This window comes from Chitinophaga sp. 05T412, from assembly GCF_056396465.1.
In genome coordinates this window covers 482,953-498,076 of the sequence record NZ_JBFTLN010000004.1, presented here as the reverse complement: position 1 = coordinate 498,076, position 15,124 = coordinate 482,953, and the positions used below count along the sequence as shown (strand labels likewise).

General features: G+C 46.9%; 13 protein-coding genes. 3 read left to right on the top strand and 10 right to left on the bottom strand.

Features of this window, described 5'->3' with window-relative positions; genetic code table 11:
* Window positions 1-135: 135 nt before the first annotated feature.
* From AC1DFM_RS12370 to AC1DFM_RS12345, 6 genes are all read right to left on the bottom strand, one after another.
* Window positions 136-1,986 carry a carbamoyltransferase family protein gene (locus AC1DFM_RS12370; protein WP_477077043.1) on the bottom strand — a complete coding sequence of 617 codons (1,851 nt, stop codon included), beginning with the start codon at window positions 1,984-1,986 and terminating at the stop codon, window positions 136-138.
* A gap of 4 nt (window positions 1,987-1,990) precedes the next feature.
* Window positions 1,991-2,140, bottom strand: a complete 150-nt coding sequence (locus AC1DFM_RS12365) for a DUF5989 family protein (protein WP_477077042.1) — start codon at window positions 2,138-2,140, stop codon at window positions 1,991-1,993.
* Between the two features lie 20 nt (window positions 2,141-2,160).
* A complete protein-coding gene (locus AC1DFM_RS12360; RefSeq protein ID WP_477077041.1) occupies window positions 2,161-2,541 on the bottom strand; it encodes an SxtJ family membrane protein in 381 nt (126 codons plus the stop codon).
* Window positions 2,542-2,544: 3 nt separating this feature from the next.
* On the bottom strand, window positions 2,545-4,602 hold the full coding sequence (locus tag AC1DFM_RS12355) for an SGNH/GDSL hydrolase family protein (protein WP_477077040.1): 2,058 nt from the start codon (window positions 4,600-4,602) through the stop codon (window positions 2,545-2,547).
* A gap of 117 nt (window positions 4,603-4,719) precedes the next feature.
* Window positions 4,720-7,290 (bottom strand): hypothetical protein, encoded by a 2,571-nt coding sequence (locus AC1DFM_RS12350; RefSeq protein ID WP_477077039.1) that lies wholly within the window; start codon window positions 7,288-7,290, stop codon window positions 4,720-4,722.
* A gap of 140 nt (window positions 7,291-7,430) precedes the next feature.
* Complete coding sequence (locus AC1DFM_RS12345; protein ID WP_477077038.1) at window positions 7,431-7,718, bottom strand: hypothetical protein; 288 nt, start codon at window positions 7,716-7,718, stop codon at window positions 7,431-7,433.
* A 295-nt stretch (window positions 7,719-8,013) separates the two neighbouring features.
* On the opposite strand from AC1DFM_RS12345, the gene AC1DFM_RS12340 reads away from it, so the two are divergent.
* Window positions 8,014-8,910 carry a glycoside hydrolase family 25 protein gene (locus tag AC1DFM_RS12340; protein WP_477077037.1) on the top strand — a complete coding sequence of 299 codons (897 nt, stop codon included), beginning with the start codon at window positions 8,014-8,016 and terminating at the stop codon, window positions 8,908-8,910.
* Here AC1DFM_RS12340 and AC1DFM_RS12335 read toward each other — a convergent pair whose 3' ends face one another.
* The 4 genes from AC1DFM_RS12335 to AC1DFM_RS12320 all read right to left on the bottom strand — a co-directional run bounded on the left by AC1DFM_RS12335 (window position 8,911) and on the right by AC1DFM_RS12320 (window position 12,414).
* Complete coding sequence (locus tag AC1DFM_RS12335; RefSeq protein WP_477077036.1) at window positions 8,911-9,720, bottom strand: hypothetical protein; 810 nt, start codon at window positions 9,718-9,720, stop codon at window positions 8,911-8,913.
* Window positions 9,721-9,825: 105 nt separating this feature from the next.
* A complete protein-coding gene (locus tag AC1DFM_RS12330; protein ID WP_477077035.1) occupies window positions 9,826-10,458 on the bottom strand; it encodes a class I SAM-dependent DNA methyltransferase in 633 nt (210 codons plus the stop codon).
* A 75-nt stretch (window positions 10,459-10,533) separates the two neighbouring features.
* On the bottom strand, window positions 10,534-11,178 hold the full coding sequence (locus AC1DFM_RS12325) for an RDD family protein (RefSeq protein ID WP_477077034.1): 645 nt from the start codon (window positions 11,176-11,178) through the stop codon (window positions 10,534-10,536).
* Between the two features lie 201 nt (window positions 11,179-11,379).
* Complete coding sequence (locus AC1DFM_RS12320) at window positions 11,380-12,414, bottom strand: endo alpha-1,4 polygalactosaminidase (RefSeq protein ID WP_477077033.1); 1,035 nt, start codon at window positions 12,412-12,414, stop codon at window positions 11,380-11,382.
* 339 nt (window positions 12,415-12,753) lie between these two features.
* Here AC1DFM_RS12320 and AC1DFM_RS12315 point away from each other — a divergent pair, with 339 nt between their 5' ends.
* Both AC1DFM_RS12315 and AC1DFM_RS12310 read left to right on the top strand, forming a co-directional pair.
* The gene (locus AC1DFM_RS12315; protein ID WP_477077032.1) at window positions 12,754-14,553 is read left to right on the top strand and encodes an AMP-dependent synthetase/ligase; all 1,800 of its coding nucleotides are present in this window, start codon (window positions 12,754-12,756) and stop codon (window positions 14,551-14,553) included.
* A gap of 37 nt (window positions 14,554-14,590) precedes the next feature.
* Entirely contained in the window at window positions 14,591-15,088 is a 498-nt protein-coding gene (locus AC1DFM_RS12310) for a hypothetical protein (RefSeq protein WP_477077031.1), read from the top strand.
* Window positions 15,089-15,124: the final 36 nt, after the last annotated feature.

The following is a 15,124-nucleotide window of genomic DNA, read 5'->3' as shown; positions in this document are numbered from 1 at the left end:
AACGCGAACAAATTTCGATTGATAAAATAATACCCTGCAAGTAAGCTTCGCCGGCCTAACAACAGCGCTAATAATGAACTAACAAAAGATTAATGCCCTGTTTTTTTTATTTTTTTCCGGAGATGAATAACGGCATCAGTCCTTTTCGTATACCGGGAACAGGTGGACGGGCAAAGCGTTTTGCTCACTGCGTTCAAAAACATAGTTACCCAGTACCAGATAATCCATTTCTGTACGCATGAAAGCCAGCCAGGCATCGGCAGGTGTATGCACAATGGGTTCACCTCTTACATTAAAAGAGGTGTTGATCAACATAGGACAACCTGTGAGTTTTTTAAAACTATTAATAAGCTGCCAGAACTTAGGGTGCTGCGCACGGTGCACGGTTTGTATCCGCGCGGAATAGTCGATATGCGTTACCGCCGGCACCACAGAACGAACTTCGTATAGGCGTTCATATAAGGCAGCTGTAGTGGTGTTGTTTTCGCAACGCTGCGATTTTTTCACCGGCGTTACAAATAACATATAAGGAGAAGGAGTGCCTGTTTCAAAATAATCTGTTGCATCTTCTGCCAGCACCGCCGGCGCAAACGGACGAAAGCCTTCGCGGAATTTAATTTTCAGGTTAATGATACGCTGCATATCTGCGTGACGGGGATCTGCCAGGATGCTACGATTGCCCAGTGCCCGCGGACCAAATTCCATCCTGTCCTGGTACCAGCCCACTACTTTTCCGTCCGCTAATTTTGCACTAATAAAGTCGGTGAGCGACTGAAAATCAGGCCAGTACGTTCCCTTTGCATCATATTGGTTCATCATCTGCCGGATGTCCTTGTCGCCATAGGCCGGACCGAGGAAAGCACCCTGCATGCCATCATCTCCCGAAAAAAAAATCCGCGGTTGTTCCATACCAATATGGTACACAGCAGCCGCTGCCCCAATAGCACCGCCCGCATCGCCCGCCGCTGGCTGTATCCAGATGTCCTTAAAAATACCCGCTTCCCTGATTTTGTTATTGGCCACGCCATTCAATGCTACCCCACCGGCCATCACGAGGTAATCGCTTCCGGTAATCTCCTTCGCTGTACGCGCCAGTGCCAGCACTATGTTTTCTGTTACCTGCTGTATGGCCAGCGCCAGATTCATATGCTCCGGCAGGATTTCCGATTCTGCCTCCCGGCGTTTGATGCCGAACAATGCTTCCCATTTGCCGCTGTGGATCATTTTCATCCCCGTGGCAAATTCGAAATAGTCCATGTTCAACAGGATAGATCCATCATTTCGTATATCCACCAACGTGGTAAGGATCTTTTCCCGGAAAAGCGCCGTCTGCGGCGAATCTGGCTGTCCATATGGCGATAATCCCATTAATTTATATTCGCCGCTGTTTACTTTGAACCCCAGGAAATAAGTAAACGCCGCATACAGCAATCCCGGCGAATGCGGAAAGCGCAGCTCCCGCAACAACTTAATTTCCTTCCCGGCGCCTTGTCCAATAGTGGTGGTAGCCCACTCTCCTACACCATCTATGGTGAGGATGGCAGCAGTATCATAAGGAGAAGGATAAAACGCGCTGGCTGCATGCGACAAATGATGCTCCGGAAAAAACAAGGGAATACGGGTAGTAGCGCCCAGCTGTCGAAACGCTTTGCGCAACTGCTGTTTCATAAACACCTTTTCCTTCATCCATACCGGCATAGCTGCCACAAAGCTGCGCCAGCCGCGGGGAACAAAGGCATGATAGGTTTCCAGCAAACGTTCAAACTTCAACAACGGCTTATCATAAAAGGCAATGGCCGACAATTCATCCATGGTAATACCCGCCTCCGATAACACATATTGAATGGCTTGCGCCGGAAACGCTGCGTCCTGCTTAATGCGCGTAAAACGCTCTTCCTGCGCGGCAGCCACAATATGTCCGTCGATCAACAGCGCCGCCGCACTATCATGGTAATAAGCAGATATGCCCAACACAATCGTCCTCACCGCCCTAAAATATAGCGTAAATAAAAGGCGCCAACGCCGATACGCTGGTCAATGCCACCAGCGAGGCCAGTAGCACCAATAGCACAATCAAGGGCAGCAACCACCATTTTTTACGCGTCCTTAAAAAGTAAAATAGCTCCTGCAAAAATTCCATCCCGTGAGAATTATATAGTTCTAAAATGTATGTTCCAAATCGGCTTTCGTATATACATGATTCCGTACGACCATGACCGTAGTATCGTCTTTTTTAAACTGTTGCAGCTGCAAAGTATCCCTGCCACGCAGTTTCCGCCAAAGACCTACTGGCACTAACACGACTATAAAAACCAAAGTGAGCAGTATGCGAACGTTGACAGCGCCCAGCAACTTAGCAGCGCCCAACCATATCCAGGCTAACGGATAAAGCCATCCAGGCTGCAACAAGGTGATCAACAGCACCGGCAATGCCAGCTGTGCATATAAAAAATCCCGGGTATACAATGCAGCTATGATAGCCACCAAAGTGGCCACCTGTCCGAATTCAATGCATTGTTGCCTGTTCACCGCATGTTGCATGACCTACACTTTTTTTAGCTGATCCAGTAATGCGAGCGCCGATTTATTCGCAGGCGCTGCATGTAATACCTTTTCTACGTATAAAACCGCACCCGCTTTATTGCCCATCCTCAAATACTTATCTGCAATGGCTAACAGCGCGTCTATGTTACCCGGATGACCGGCGGCCACCTGCTGCAATTGCATTACCTGCATCAGCAAGGCTTTCACCGGCTCCAGGTTCAAGTGCTGCTCATTATTTTGGAGGGCGTAGTCGAGATACGGCAAGGCCTCCTGCGTTTGATCCAGTTGCAGGTGCAGCACAAACAACATCCTGGCTACTTTGAAAGAAGGCGATAATGCAAATGCCCGCTGAAAATAAAAGATGGCGGCGGCAGGATGATTTTCCTTGCCCATATAATTCGCCGTTTCTTCATACCAGGCTGTCTCGGTGGGATGCTCCTGTACAAACGCTGCTGCAATAGTGCCCGCCTTCCCTAAATCGCCCTGCTGATTATAGTGATGATACAGCTGTTCCATGGCGGCGGCCCAGCTAGTATGTCTGAAAGCAATATCATAGGCAAGCTGTTCTTCTGTAGTGGTAATCAGGGTGGTATCGTTGGTTAGGGCAGTGCTTACAAACGGCTTGCTTCTCTTCAGCCGGGCTATTTTATAAGCGCCGGAGAGCGAATCTATTACTGTTAGCGGCATGGTTTGCAGCAGCGCTGCGAATGACATTTCAACGTTGGCCGTGACCCGGATCACGCCGGTTTGTTTCAGCGCATTATAAAAGGCATCGGATAATAGCGCATAGCCTTTCAGGTTAGGATGCACATGTTCCAGGATCAGGTTGTTGCCAATAATATGTCCTTCGCTGTTGGCTTCAAATACGGCATTGGCATCCACCAGGTGGGTATTCTTATACCGGCTGCATAATTCGAGGATCACCAGATTGAGCCGGGAAGGCGCCCGGAAACGAAGGGCATCCAGGTCGCGGGCTTTATCGAAATATTGTTTGGCATGTAGCGTATCGCTTTGTTGCAGCAACAGATTGGCCAGGTAGTAATTACAGCCGGCATGTGCCGGGAAAATGCTGTCGGCCGCCAGGAACGCCCGCTGTGCGGCGGCGGTATCGCGGCCTGCCAGCAGCACTTGGCCCTTTTTATAGAGAGGCATAAAACCGGGGAACTTTGTACTATCGGGTGTTATGCTGGTAAATGGAAAGAGATCTTTTTCCGTTGACACCACATTGCTCACAAAAACTGGCACCTGCGCTTCGTTCAACAAACGCAGGGTATGATCCATATTGGTTTTAAACTGAGCAATGCCCCTTTCGTAGCGCTCCGATCCAAAAGGAATTTCCTGGTCCCTGACCATCAGCTCCATCCGGGTTTTACCTTCGCTCCCTGGCGTCGCTGTCTGCCCGGGCGATAATCTTTGCAACATGTTCGCCATCCACTGTGTAATCCGGAAATCCCGCAACCAGAGCATCCCGTGAATCAGGAAAGGATTGCCCGCAATTCTGTCGGTGCTACCAACACCCAGACAACCGTAGTATTCATTATGCCCGGTATAAATGAGCACCGCATCCGGCTGATAAGGCAATAACTCTTTCGCGAAACCCGCTATGGTATAGGAATTAACGCCTGTTAGTGACAAATTAATGATCTCAAGCCGCTTATCGGGGCAGGTATGCATCAACCGGTATTGGAGCCAGCGATGAAAAGAGCCATTATGAAAATAGGGATAGCCAATGGTAGTAGATTCTCCCAATACAAAAATCCGGAGGGTATTGGGGTCCTTTACTTTTTTAAATAACTCCCGGTTGCCGGTGGTGGCAATGCCGGGGTTGGAAAAATATCTGCGGGAAGCATCAGGATTGAAGATGTAGTAATCGTTATTATCCGGCGCGGTAATAAATAACCGCAGGTCATGACCATAATGAAATAGTCGCAGCGTTAACTCCAGGCCGCCTAATAATATAAAAGGAAAAAGAATGCTGATGACTTTCATCATCAGCATCCTTCTTTTTTGTAATAAAACGGCATGAGTGCCATCTTCGTGGAATCTTGTTCTATTCATTACTGTGCAATTTATACGCACCGCCTTAATAGCAGCACTAATAATGCACTAACAAGCATAGAAAAATTGAAATTAAGCGGAAATTGGGGGGAGTTGAAGGCCTTCAACTCCCCTTATTTATTTATCGCCGGAGTAGGCGGTAAACGGATCGGTAAATTCCTCTCCATACATATGCTGGTATTCTTTCGCAAATTTGTTGAAGGCCGTTTTGGCCAGCGAGTGACGCCCTAATGATACCAGACTACTGCATTTCCAGCGCAACGCATCTTCATTTACCGGATCAAACAGGAAAATGCTATCGGCAATTTCGATGAGCAGCTCCGGATCAGTGGTAAACTGGGCAGCGGCTTCGGTTAAAATATCGAGGGCATTATTAGACAATTCAGACTGGATGTCTTCCAGCCAGGCGTAGTTTACATCAGGCAGGAAGGAACCGCGGCGCAAAATGCCTAACAGCTCCCGCACCGTTTGCGGCAATAATGGGCGGGGCGAGTGCAGCAGCTGCTGGAAATCTGCCAGGTCCATGCGGATATCGGCGGGGTTATATTGTAAACTCCACCGGTCCGCTTCCTTCGCAAAAGCGCAGGCGCCAAGCTTATCGAGGATGGCTTTGAGCTTCACCATATTCACAGAGCGGTTATTCTGCGCTTCCTTACTGGATTTATCGCGCCATAAGGTGGCATATAATTTATCAGAAGAAATGCCTTTCCCCGAACGGACGGTATGAATAGCGATCAGCAGGAATAATTCTTTTAGTAACGGGGTAAAGAATTTGGTAACATCCTGTCCTTCTTTATCCTGTACTTCAAATGGGCCGAAGAAAAAGATATGGCCTCTTTTGGTTGCTTCTGGTAAGGGCACTGACTCCTTCGCAGGCTCGATCGCGATGGCAGGCGGTGGTGCTACTGGTGGTGGCGATGCCACATCAGCCGGCGGATGTATCGCAGGTGTATCTGCTGCCGGAATAACCGGCGTTGCTGACTTGCGACGTTTGAGTAATAGCAGTACCACAGCCACCACGAATGGCAGCAGCAACAGGTAGTACAAGCCGGAAACGCTATGCAGGCTGGCTGTTTCCGTGATCATCACACCAGGCGGAAATTCCAGCGTATATACTTTCACGGTAGTGATATTCTCTTTGGAAGTGTAGAGCGTAACAGCTACCAGTTTTTTACTGTCTTTGCAATAATAAAGGTCCGCGAAAGATTTGATGTCATGAAAAGAGTACGGGATCGCATCTCCCAGCGGCGCGTAAGTAGGTTCCTTCAGCGAGCCTTCAATCAGTTGCAGCGATGTATTGAATTTATCATCCGGAAAAATGAGCGCATAATAAGACCGCGTGAGGGGATCTATTACCAGGCTGTTAGCAAAGCTAAACTGGGCGGGCGGTTCCGGCAGCTGATAGATTTTATGAAAAGCATGGTCGCTGACTGAAAACGACAATAAATCGTAATAATGACGGGGATTTACTACCTGATTACCGCTGTTGCTGCCATAACCCCCAAGGATAAACGCAGTATCGCCATCCGGCGTGCTGCCCATGGCGGCGAGGTAACGGGGCGTCAGCCGCTCGCCAGCAGTGGGTATGGAATCCCATTGGTGGGTAGCGAAACTGTATCGCTGTACTGTATTTTTATACTGCAACTGTCCGTAACCACCGATGATATAAAGCGCATCATCTGCGGCAGAGATAAACTTATTGGCCTGCCAGTAAACGGTCAGTAAATCAGGCGCATAGCTGACTTCCCATTTACGATTGAGGGAGTCGTATGCACCGATCTTTTTATGATCAATATAAAAATTATAGAGCTTTTTATGGTAGGGGTTAAATACCGACTGGTTCCCCGCCATCAGGCTATCCAGGCGCTGCGACAGCCGGACGCCTTGCTGTTGCTCGTTTTTAAAGGAGATGTGATACAGGGAGTCGGCAGATACCACATATAATACTTCTGTATTTCTGTCGAATGCCACACTGGGATTTCCTGCAATTTCCCATTGTTGTACCAGGTTCCAGTTGCGGTGTTTAGGTCCTATCCAGTTGGCATTATTGATGGTAGCGGTTTTGCCGTCAATCAGATCGGTGGCGGTGTTGCCGGTATTTTCTGAAAGCGGCCAATTGTATTTGATGCTCCCTCCTTCTTTTACCACCACATTTCGTAGGTTCATGGGTGGTATATCTACCGTTTGAAAGCCTTCGAAAGTATTGGTACCAAAAAAGACGCGCATACATAGTGGCGTACCCAATTTAGCAGGGCCTTTAGCGATGAACCTGCCATTCACGGCTATCGCCGCCTCATTACTGGCGAGATCGAACCGGATAGAAAAATGTATCCATTGGCCAAATAGTGCCAGCGAGTCTACCGCAAATGCCCTCGAAAAACTTTCTCCAATCAAAAAATTGAAGGTGCGTTCTTTTTGGTTGTACACCAGATCTACGTTCTGGTTGTTGGCGGCAATGATACGCAGCACATATCCAAAATAAGTTTCCTTATAGGGCAGGAAATTCAGATCGAAGGAAATCTCGGCATCTTTCTTAAAACAAATCGGATCTGCGGAGGTGAGGTGTAAACTGGTTCGTCTTTCCTGTACTACTTCATGGCTGGAAAAGCGTAATCCGTAAGATTGCGCATGGCCAGCAATTGTAATGAACTGAACTGATAAAAATAGTAAAAGGATAAATTTCCACATACTCCGCTAAAAGCTAAAATAAACTAACGATTCAATAATGATAGATCTGCTGTCGTGTGGAATATACGACAAATAGCTGTTAGGTGTTAGCTTTTAGCTATCAGTCAACAGCCAGGAGGCTAAAAGCTACCAGCCAGAAGCTATTTCAAAAATTGCTGCACTAATACTTCCCATTCCTGTTCCTGGCTATAGGCGGGCCTTTGGGCGCCTGCACGGCGATACCAGTAAGCGGCATTTGATTCATCGCCTTCTACCCGATGCAGATAAGCATGCACCCGTGCAGCTGCTGTTCCCGGTAAATCATCTACCAGATCATGTGCTTTCTTCCAGTTGCCCTTACCGTCATACCACAACGATTCCAGGAATACCGACAATAATTTTGGTGGATGTTCCTGCTGTAAGGACTGCTTAAACTCATTAAAATCCATGTCTGTTTTTTTTCTGGCCGATATTTAAAAAATGGGAGTCAAATATACATTTTATAGCAAAAAGCTGAAAGCGAAAAGCAAAAAGCTATTGAAGCAGGTGATCAGAGCGAATTTTATTTTTCTTTTTCTCCTTATTTTATCCTAATTTTTCATTGCTATCTGCCTGGCAGCTAGCCCCCAAAATATCGCTTCGCCCGGATGTACGTATGACACAACCCGCTGATTGTATCAACACTTTTATTACCCCATATTCTATTTGTTAACACTCAAAAACAGCAGCAGTCTGCTAAACATTATGGAACTCATTGTAACTGTTAAAAAACTTAACCGAAGGAATCGTGTACCAGTCAAGCTCACTGACAGAGACAGTATTGTAGGTACCGTATTACAGGGATTTAAATTTGAAGGGATGGAAGTACCCGATATCACTGATCCCTCACTGGGCCGGTGGTACGAGAGTACGGACGGCTATTTTTACTGGGGAGGCGGATTGATGCCGCTGCCAGCCCCTCCGGCTATTCCCATCGCTAACCTGCCCATCAATTTGCCGGATCATTATCTGTTGGGCACAGACTTATCGCATTACAACGCGCAGCCCGACTGGAATGCGATCAGCCAGGCAGGCATCAGTTTCGCCTACATTAAAATTGCGGAAGGTGTAGGTTCTCCTGATCCGAAGGCGGCCACTCATGCAGCCAATGCAGGCAGCGCAGGCATTAAAGTGGGCTATTATCATTTTTGCCGGCCCGATACCCGCAATGGTGGCACAATACAAACGGATGCCACCGCGGAAGCGAATGAAGCCATTGGTCTGCTGCAACACCTGCCTCCCACTACTTTACCACTGGTACTGGACCTGGAAGACGAGGTGACCTGGGATACGCCACTGCGGCCCAGAGACTACGAAACCTGGATCACTACTTTTATTCACCAGGTGACACAATCTACCGGCATCACCCCAATGATTTATAGCCGGAAAGAATACCTCGACCGGAAACTACCCAGTGATCATGCTTTGGGACAATACCGGTTATGGCTCGCCGCCTATTCTGTCAGAGATACCCACCAGTTACAATGTCCGGTAGGATGGCAGGACTGGAACATGTGGCAATTCACAGGAACGGCCCAGGTTGGCGGCAACCGCACCCTGGATGTCAACATTCTGAAAGACCTGGCCCTGCTAACACCCTGATCACGGTTTTTCCAGCAAATGCAACAGCAAGGTATCTTTTCCAATAGCCGGCTCCTTTAGCGCCGGCCATTCGGAGCCGGCATGACCAAATTCCCTGACGGCACTATATCCCTGCATAGCGCCCATCGTAAAAGTAGTGTCTGTTACTTTCACTCTCCGCAAGTCGCTCATAGTGTGGGAGAAGGTAGTTGTTTGCGTGATCTTCCCGATCACGTCCTTGTACTCCGTTACTGCTTTTACTGGCAGGAAAGAATGCTTGCTAATGAAGTAATACAACTTGATTTTTTTATTCGCGATCTCTGGCAGCAGCTTCCAGCAAGTGTCTCCCTCTACTATTTCCTCCGGCAACAGCTGTATTTTTTTCAGCATACTGTCGGTGTTATACTGCTGCAAAAATCTGTTGGAAGCCAGGAAAAACGGGAACATAAAATCCGCATTGATCTGCTGCTTTACAGCTGCCGGATTTTTGGTAACAGATGTGGTGGTGGCGGTTTTATTGAACATCGTTACCAGGTCAATACCATTGTACACGCAGTGAGCAGTGCTATCATTTTGCAGCATCGACAATTTGTATCCCATCAGCGTATCTTTCCGGTTCACCCTGAATTTACAGATAGCTGCGTTGTTGGTTACCACCGCCGCTTTACCAGTAACTGTCTTTTTACCGGTTTCCTGAAATAGGTAACTACCGGCAGGCACCAGCTGTACCGCCTCTTTCACCTTCTCCAGCACTTCTTTTACTTGTTTTTGCTGCCCATGTGTAACAGCTGCATATCCCAGGAGGATAGCCGTCAGCATAATGTTTTTCACAGGATATCATTTAGGGTTTATTCTCAGATCTTGCTATTAGCAGTATCTGAAAAAGTAAGGCATAGTAATTTCATCGCTAATATATATAAAAATAAAATAGCATAGCTACTTCCTGGCAATGATGATCAGATCAGTGTAGGGAGTACCGTCGGCTCCTGTGGAGGATTTACGGGTTATTAATAAGATGTGAAAGTGATGTGCCTGCAATGCTTCGGTGAGATAACCGGCTTCGTGATAGTACATATAGGTGCTATCGCCGGTGGTAACAGAATGTTTAATACCCGACTTGCTGTAATCATCTTCCATAGTACTGATATACAACACGCCATTGGTATTTAGCACATGGGCAGCGGCGGCAATAAAAGCAAGGGCTTCTTCTTTAGAGAGGTAGGGAAAACCAAAGCCACACAGGATGGCGTCGTAGGTGTTGGGAAGCTTCCCTATATCCCTGGCGTCCATTACCTGAAACGAAGCAGTAGGATTATTGGTTTGCGCGAGCTGGATCATATTGGGCGCAACATCGGTTCCCAGTATTTGCAGCTCCGGCCGTTTTGCCAGCAGGTATTGCGTAACGTTACCCGGTCCGCAGGCCACTTCCAGCACGACCGCATTCCCATCACGGATACTGCTGCAGAACAGATCAAAGGTATCTTCATACCGGGATATGTCCTGGTATTGTTGCTGGTATAACGCTGCGTGTTTATTAAAAATCTCCGCTGGCGACAGTGGCTCTTTCATATCTGGAAGATAGGTAATAAACCGCAGAAAGCTGTTGTAGCGAATGATCTTTATCCGCTACAACAAGCTGCCGTTTTATTCTTGATATTCTCTGACATCAATTACCTGCGTACGTGCTGCCAGATCTCCCACTTTTCTGCCATCGGGTCTGATCAGCAGCATCAGTGGTTCTATGACCCAACCCACATAAGGAATACCAGTTATTAACCAGGAAACAAAGTTACGTACAAAGGACTCCCCTTTTGAACAGGGGGCATTGGTATCTATATTGATCACCATTAAATTCATGATCTGTTTACCCCAGCTTTGCCCTTTTCCTAAGCCGTCTTTAATCGACGCGTAAACTGTTGGAACGAATACCAATAAAGAAAATATTACCCAGGCCCATATGGCATCTTCAAATTTCGCTTGCAACAGTTTGGCAAAAGACACGAATATCATCACCCCTGCAGGAACCAGCATGATCAACGTAAAAATAACATCCAGGATATGAGCCACCAACCGGTTGATCACAGAGGCTTTTGAATAACCAGTGGTGAGATCATCGAGACGCAGGCTATACACCTTCTCATTTCTGGTGGCTCCCCTGTTGGCATAACGGGGCTGGGGTCTGGCAATCGCCTCAGCAGCAGCTGGCTGCGGGAAGTTATGGCCGCAATATTGACAAACTTTAGTTCCTTCAGAAGAGGAAGCAGAACATCTTGGACAAGTTACACTCATAGGTACGTTGGTATAGCGAATTTTTACACAGTACAAATATCAAACATACGTAATGGATTTCAACTTTCCAATGAACCTGCGCGCAGCTTTCGTCATAATTATCAAGCCCTGATTGATTTTCGCGGATGGTAGGCGCAAAAAGCCCCGTCACCATCCGTTCCGGGCGAACAGACAGCAACAGGGCGTTGATGTAGGTGATGATTATCTGTTTTCGAAGAATTCGAATGCGTCAATCAAATCCAGGTAGGCGCCATCGAAATGGCTGTCCAGAATCTTTTGCACATAAGAAGTGCTGCTTCCGTAAATAATATCCTGCCAGGTTTTGTTCCAGTACTCGCTGTAGAAATTCCCTGTCCAATCCGGATCTTCGGCTACGATAAATGGAGGGTTGCCAATTTTCCAACCGCTTTTCCAGTAGTAGCGGTAGTTTTCTACCTCGCCGATAGACATATAACTTACTACCAAACGTTTACCACCATTGGCTTTCTGTTTCAGGCGGTCAATATCTGCGGCAGTGAACTGTGCTTTATCATAGAAAAGATCCATGATAATCAGATCATAATTGGTAGCACTTACCGCAGTGAGGAATTTGTTTTTATCGGCATATGCACCCGGATCAATGATGTACAGGAAGTTTTTCACCTGCATAATATTGGTGATATTGGCATTGTTTACCCCATAAGGCGTAGCCGGATAAGCCGGAATATTGTCCAGCCCACGGTGATCGGCCGCAAAAGACACATAGCCGTTCCCGTTATTAGTAGTGTAAGACTTATCCATATTTACTTTACCGCTGCAATAATCGGTCACCAATACTTTTTTGGTGGCTTTAATGCGGTTCAGAAATCCCATCATGAAGTTTTTATCTTCCGTGGGAGTAGGCACGTTGTCTTTTGTATATCCAAACAACAAGTCTTCCCTGCCTACTGCGTCAATCGCCTGTACATAAGCCGTTGCCAGGGTACCATTGGCTTCACCATTGGTGGTGACCAGGTCCTGTCCATTTTGTGGAATAATCGCAAATTGCGGATTTTTTGATTTCGCATATTGACTAATCCCAATCACGAAATTTCTCATTTCCTGGCGATAGTCGACCGCTGCTGCCGCAGTTCTGTTTTTTTCCAGCAGTGCTGCATCCGGCTGACCCGCGGGCCGTAATGTTTGTTTTGAGGTACATCCGGTAATACTGCCCGCCAGCACGGTAGCCAGTAACAGATGTTTGTTAAGTGGTTTCATAAAATATATGTTGTGGTTAAAAAAGACACCCACGTACTATTCTTCCGGCAAAGGCTTGCCTGTCAGGTTTTTCGTCATGGTTCCGTTTCTCCAGAAAAATAGGTTTGTATAGTTTCCGTGTTCCGTGGAATAAAAGTAGGCGATAAATTCAAACAAAAAGGGCAAAACCTTGCTCAATCGTTTGACTGAAATGTGGATGTATCACACAATAAATATCCCATTCACCCCGCCGGCAGATAAAATAACCCCATCTATCAGGGTTCCGGTATGCTATGATATCATATATTTAGTATATTTAGAAGGAGTGGAAAAAGAACGAACCATCATTAAAATGCCGTTATGAATAATCTACCGAGAAAGCAAAGACTTTTTGACGCAATTGCCTGGCAATTATCACAGTTTCCAAAGCCAGATACCCTGGCGGCCAAAGTAGATGGACAATGGAAAACCTACGATACGGCAAGTGTAAGTGACATTGTAAACCGTTTCAGCGCCGGCCTGCTGCAGCTGGGTGTGGGAGGAAATGACTTTACGCCGGAAGGCGCCGACAAAATCGCCATTATCAGTAACAACCGCCCGGAATGGGTATTTACGGATCTTGCCGTACAACAAACCGGTGCAGTACTGGTCCCGATCTACCCCACTACCAATCCGGCCGAATTACAGTTCATTTTGCAGGACGCAGCCGTTAAATACATGTTCGTGAGCAGCAAAGAACTGCTGGACAAAGTGAATAGTATTAAAGACGGCGTACCTTCCTTACAACACGTATACACTTTTGATCAGATACCCGGCACCCCGCACTGGTCCGAAATTCCGGCCCTGGCTACGCCTGATTTGCTGGCCAAAGTAGCAACCATCAAAGAGGGTATCGATCCAGATCACCTGGCCACCATCATTTATACCTCCGGTACCACGGGTACTCCTAAAGGAGTAATGCTCACACATAAAAATATTGTGACCAATGTGATGCTGTCTAAAGAAAGTTTTCCTTTTGAAGACGCGCCACAACCTTGCAAGGTGTTAAGCTTTTTACCGCTGAATCACATCTTCGAAAAACTGGTTACTTATATTTATCTCTACAGCGGCATCAGTATTTACTATGCAGAAAGCATAGATACTCTGAGCGCCAACCTGAAGGAAATCAGCCCTGATGGCTTTACCACAGTACCACGCCTGCTGGAAAAGGTATTTGAAAAAATCATGACCACCGGCAATAACCTGACCGGTATCAAACGCCGTCTGTTCTTCTGGGCCGTGGCACTGGCTTCTAAATATGATAATAACATCGATGGAGGCGCCTGGTATAACCTGCAGCTGTCTATTGCCAATAAACTGATATTCAGCAAATGGCGCGAAGCCCTGGGAGGCCGTATCAGCTTCATTGTAACTGGTGGCGCCGCCTGCCAGGAAAAACTACTGCGCATCTTTAATGCTGCCCGCATCCCCGTATACGAAGGATATGGCCCTACCGAAAACAGCCCCGTGATTTGCGTAAACCGGAAAACTCCCGGCGGTACCAAGTTTGGCACCGTAGGCCCACCCATCAATGGCCTGGAAGTTAAGCTGGAAGAAGATGGGGAAATTTGTGTGAAAGGACCGACCGTGATGAAAGGCTACTACAAACGCCCCGACCTCACCGCTGAAACAGTGATTGACGGCTGGTTGCATACCGGCGACGTAGGCGAATGGGTAGATAACAAGTATATCAAAATAACAGACCGTAAAAAAGAACTGTTTAAAACCAGTGGTGGTAAATATGTAGCGCCGCAACCGATCGAAAACAAGTTCAAGGAAAGTCCGTTTATAGAACAGATCATGGTAGTAGGCGCGGGACAAAAATTCACCGGTGCACTGATTGTACCTGCCTTCACCTACCTGAAATATTGGATGAACCAGCAAAACATCCCATTCACCACTGCAGAAGAAGCGGTCAAAAATCCTAAAGTACTGGCCGCCTACGAAGACGTACTCAATAAGTACAACCAATTCTTCAATCACGTGGAGCAAATCAAAAAATTTGAACTGCTGCCAGAAGAATGGAGTATTGCAGGTGGGGAAATGACACCTAAGCTGAGCTTGAAACGTAAAACAGTCATGGAGAAATATAAAGCGGCGATAGAGAAGATTTATAGCTAAAGAATAGCTTCGTACCCCATTTATTAGCAGTTGCCCCATGGACGATTATTTAAGCACCTTTGATCGGGGTCGCCTTGATTTACCTTATATCCGGCGCCGGGACCTACTGTCTCCGGCGCTAAAAATCTATATCTGGTGCGGCATGCTATCCAGCGAGTTTATTATCATCAAATTGATTGTCTTCCTATTTACCTTAAAGACTACCTCCCAGGACTGGCGTGCCGACATGTTCGCCATTGCCTTCCTAATATTTAATGCATGCTTGTTTTTCGGGATGAATTTTCTATTATGGATGCAGGTAGCATGGGCCATAACATTTAACTGGATAGTTGCCGGTACCTGGCTGACGATGGGTTTGGCGATGGCTGTTCTCTTCAAAAGCATCTCCGTATTTTATCTTCTGCTGCCATTTTTAATGATCCTCCTTCCCTACTTCATATTAATTTTCCGGATTCGAAAAAAATGGACACATTTGTATACCTACGATGGTAAAGCCTTAGATAGGTATATAAAGAAACATCACCTGCCATACTAACGAATACAACACAGACGCGACTCTACGCTCTGTATG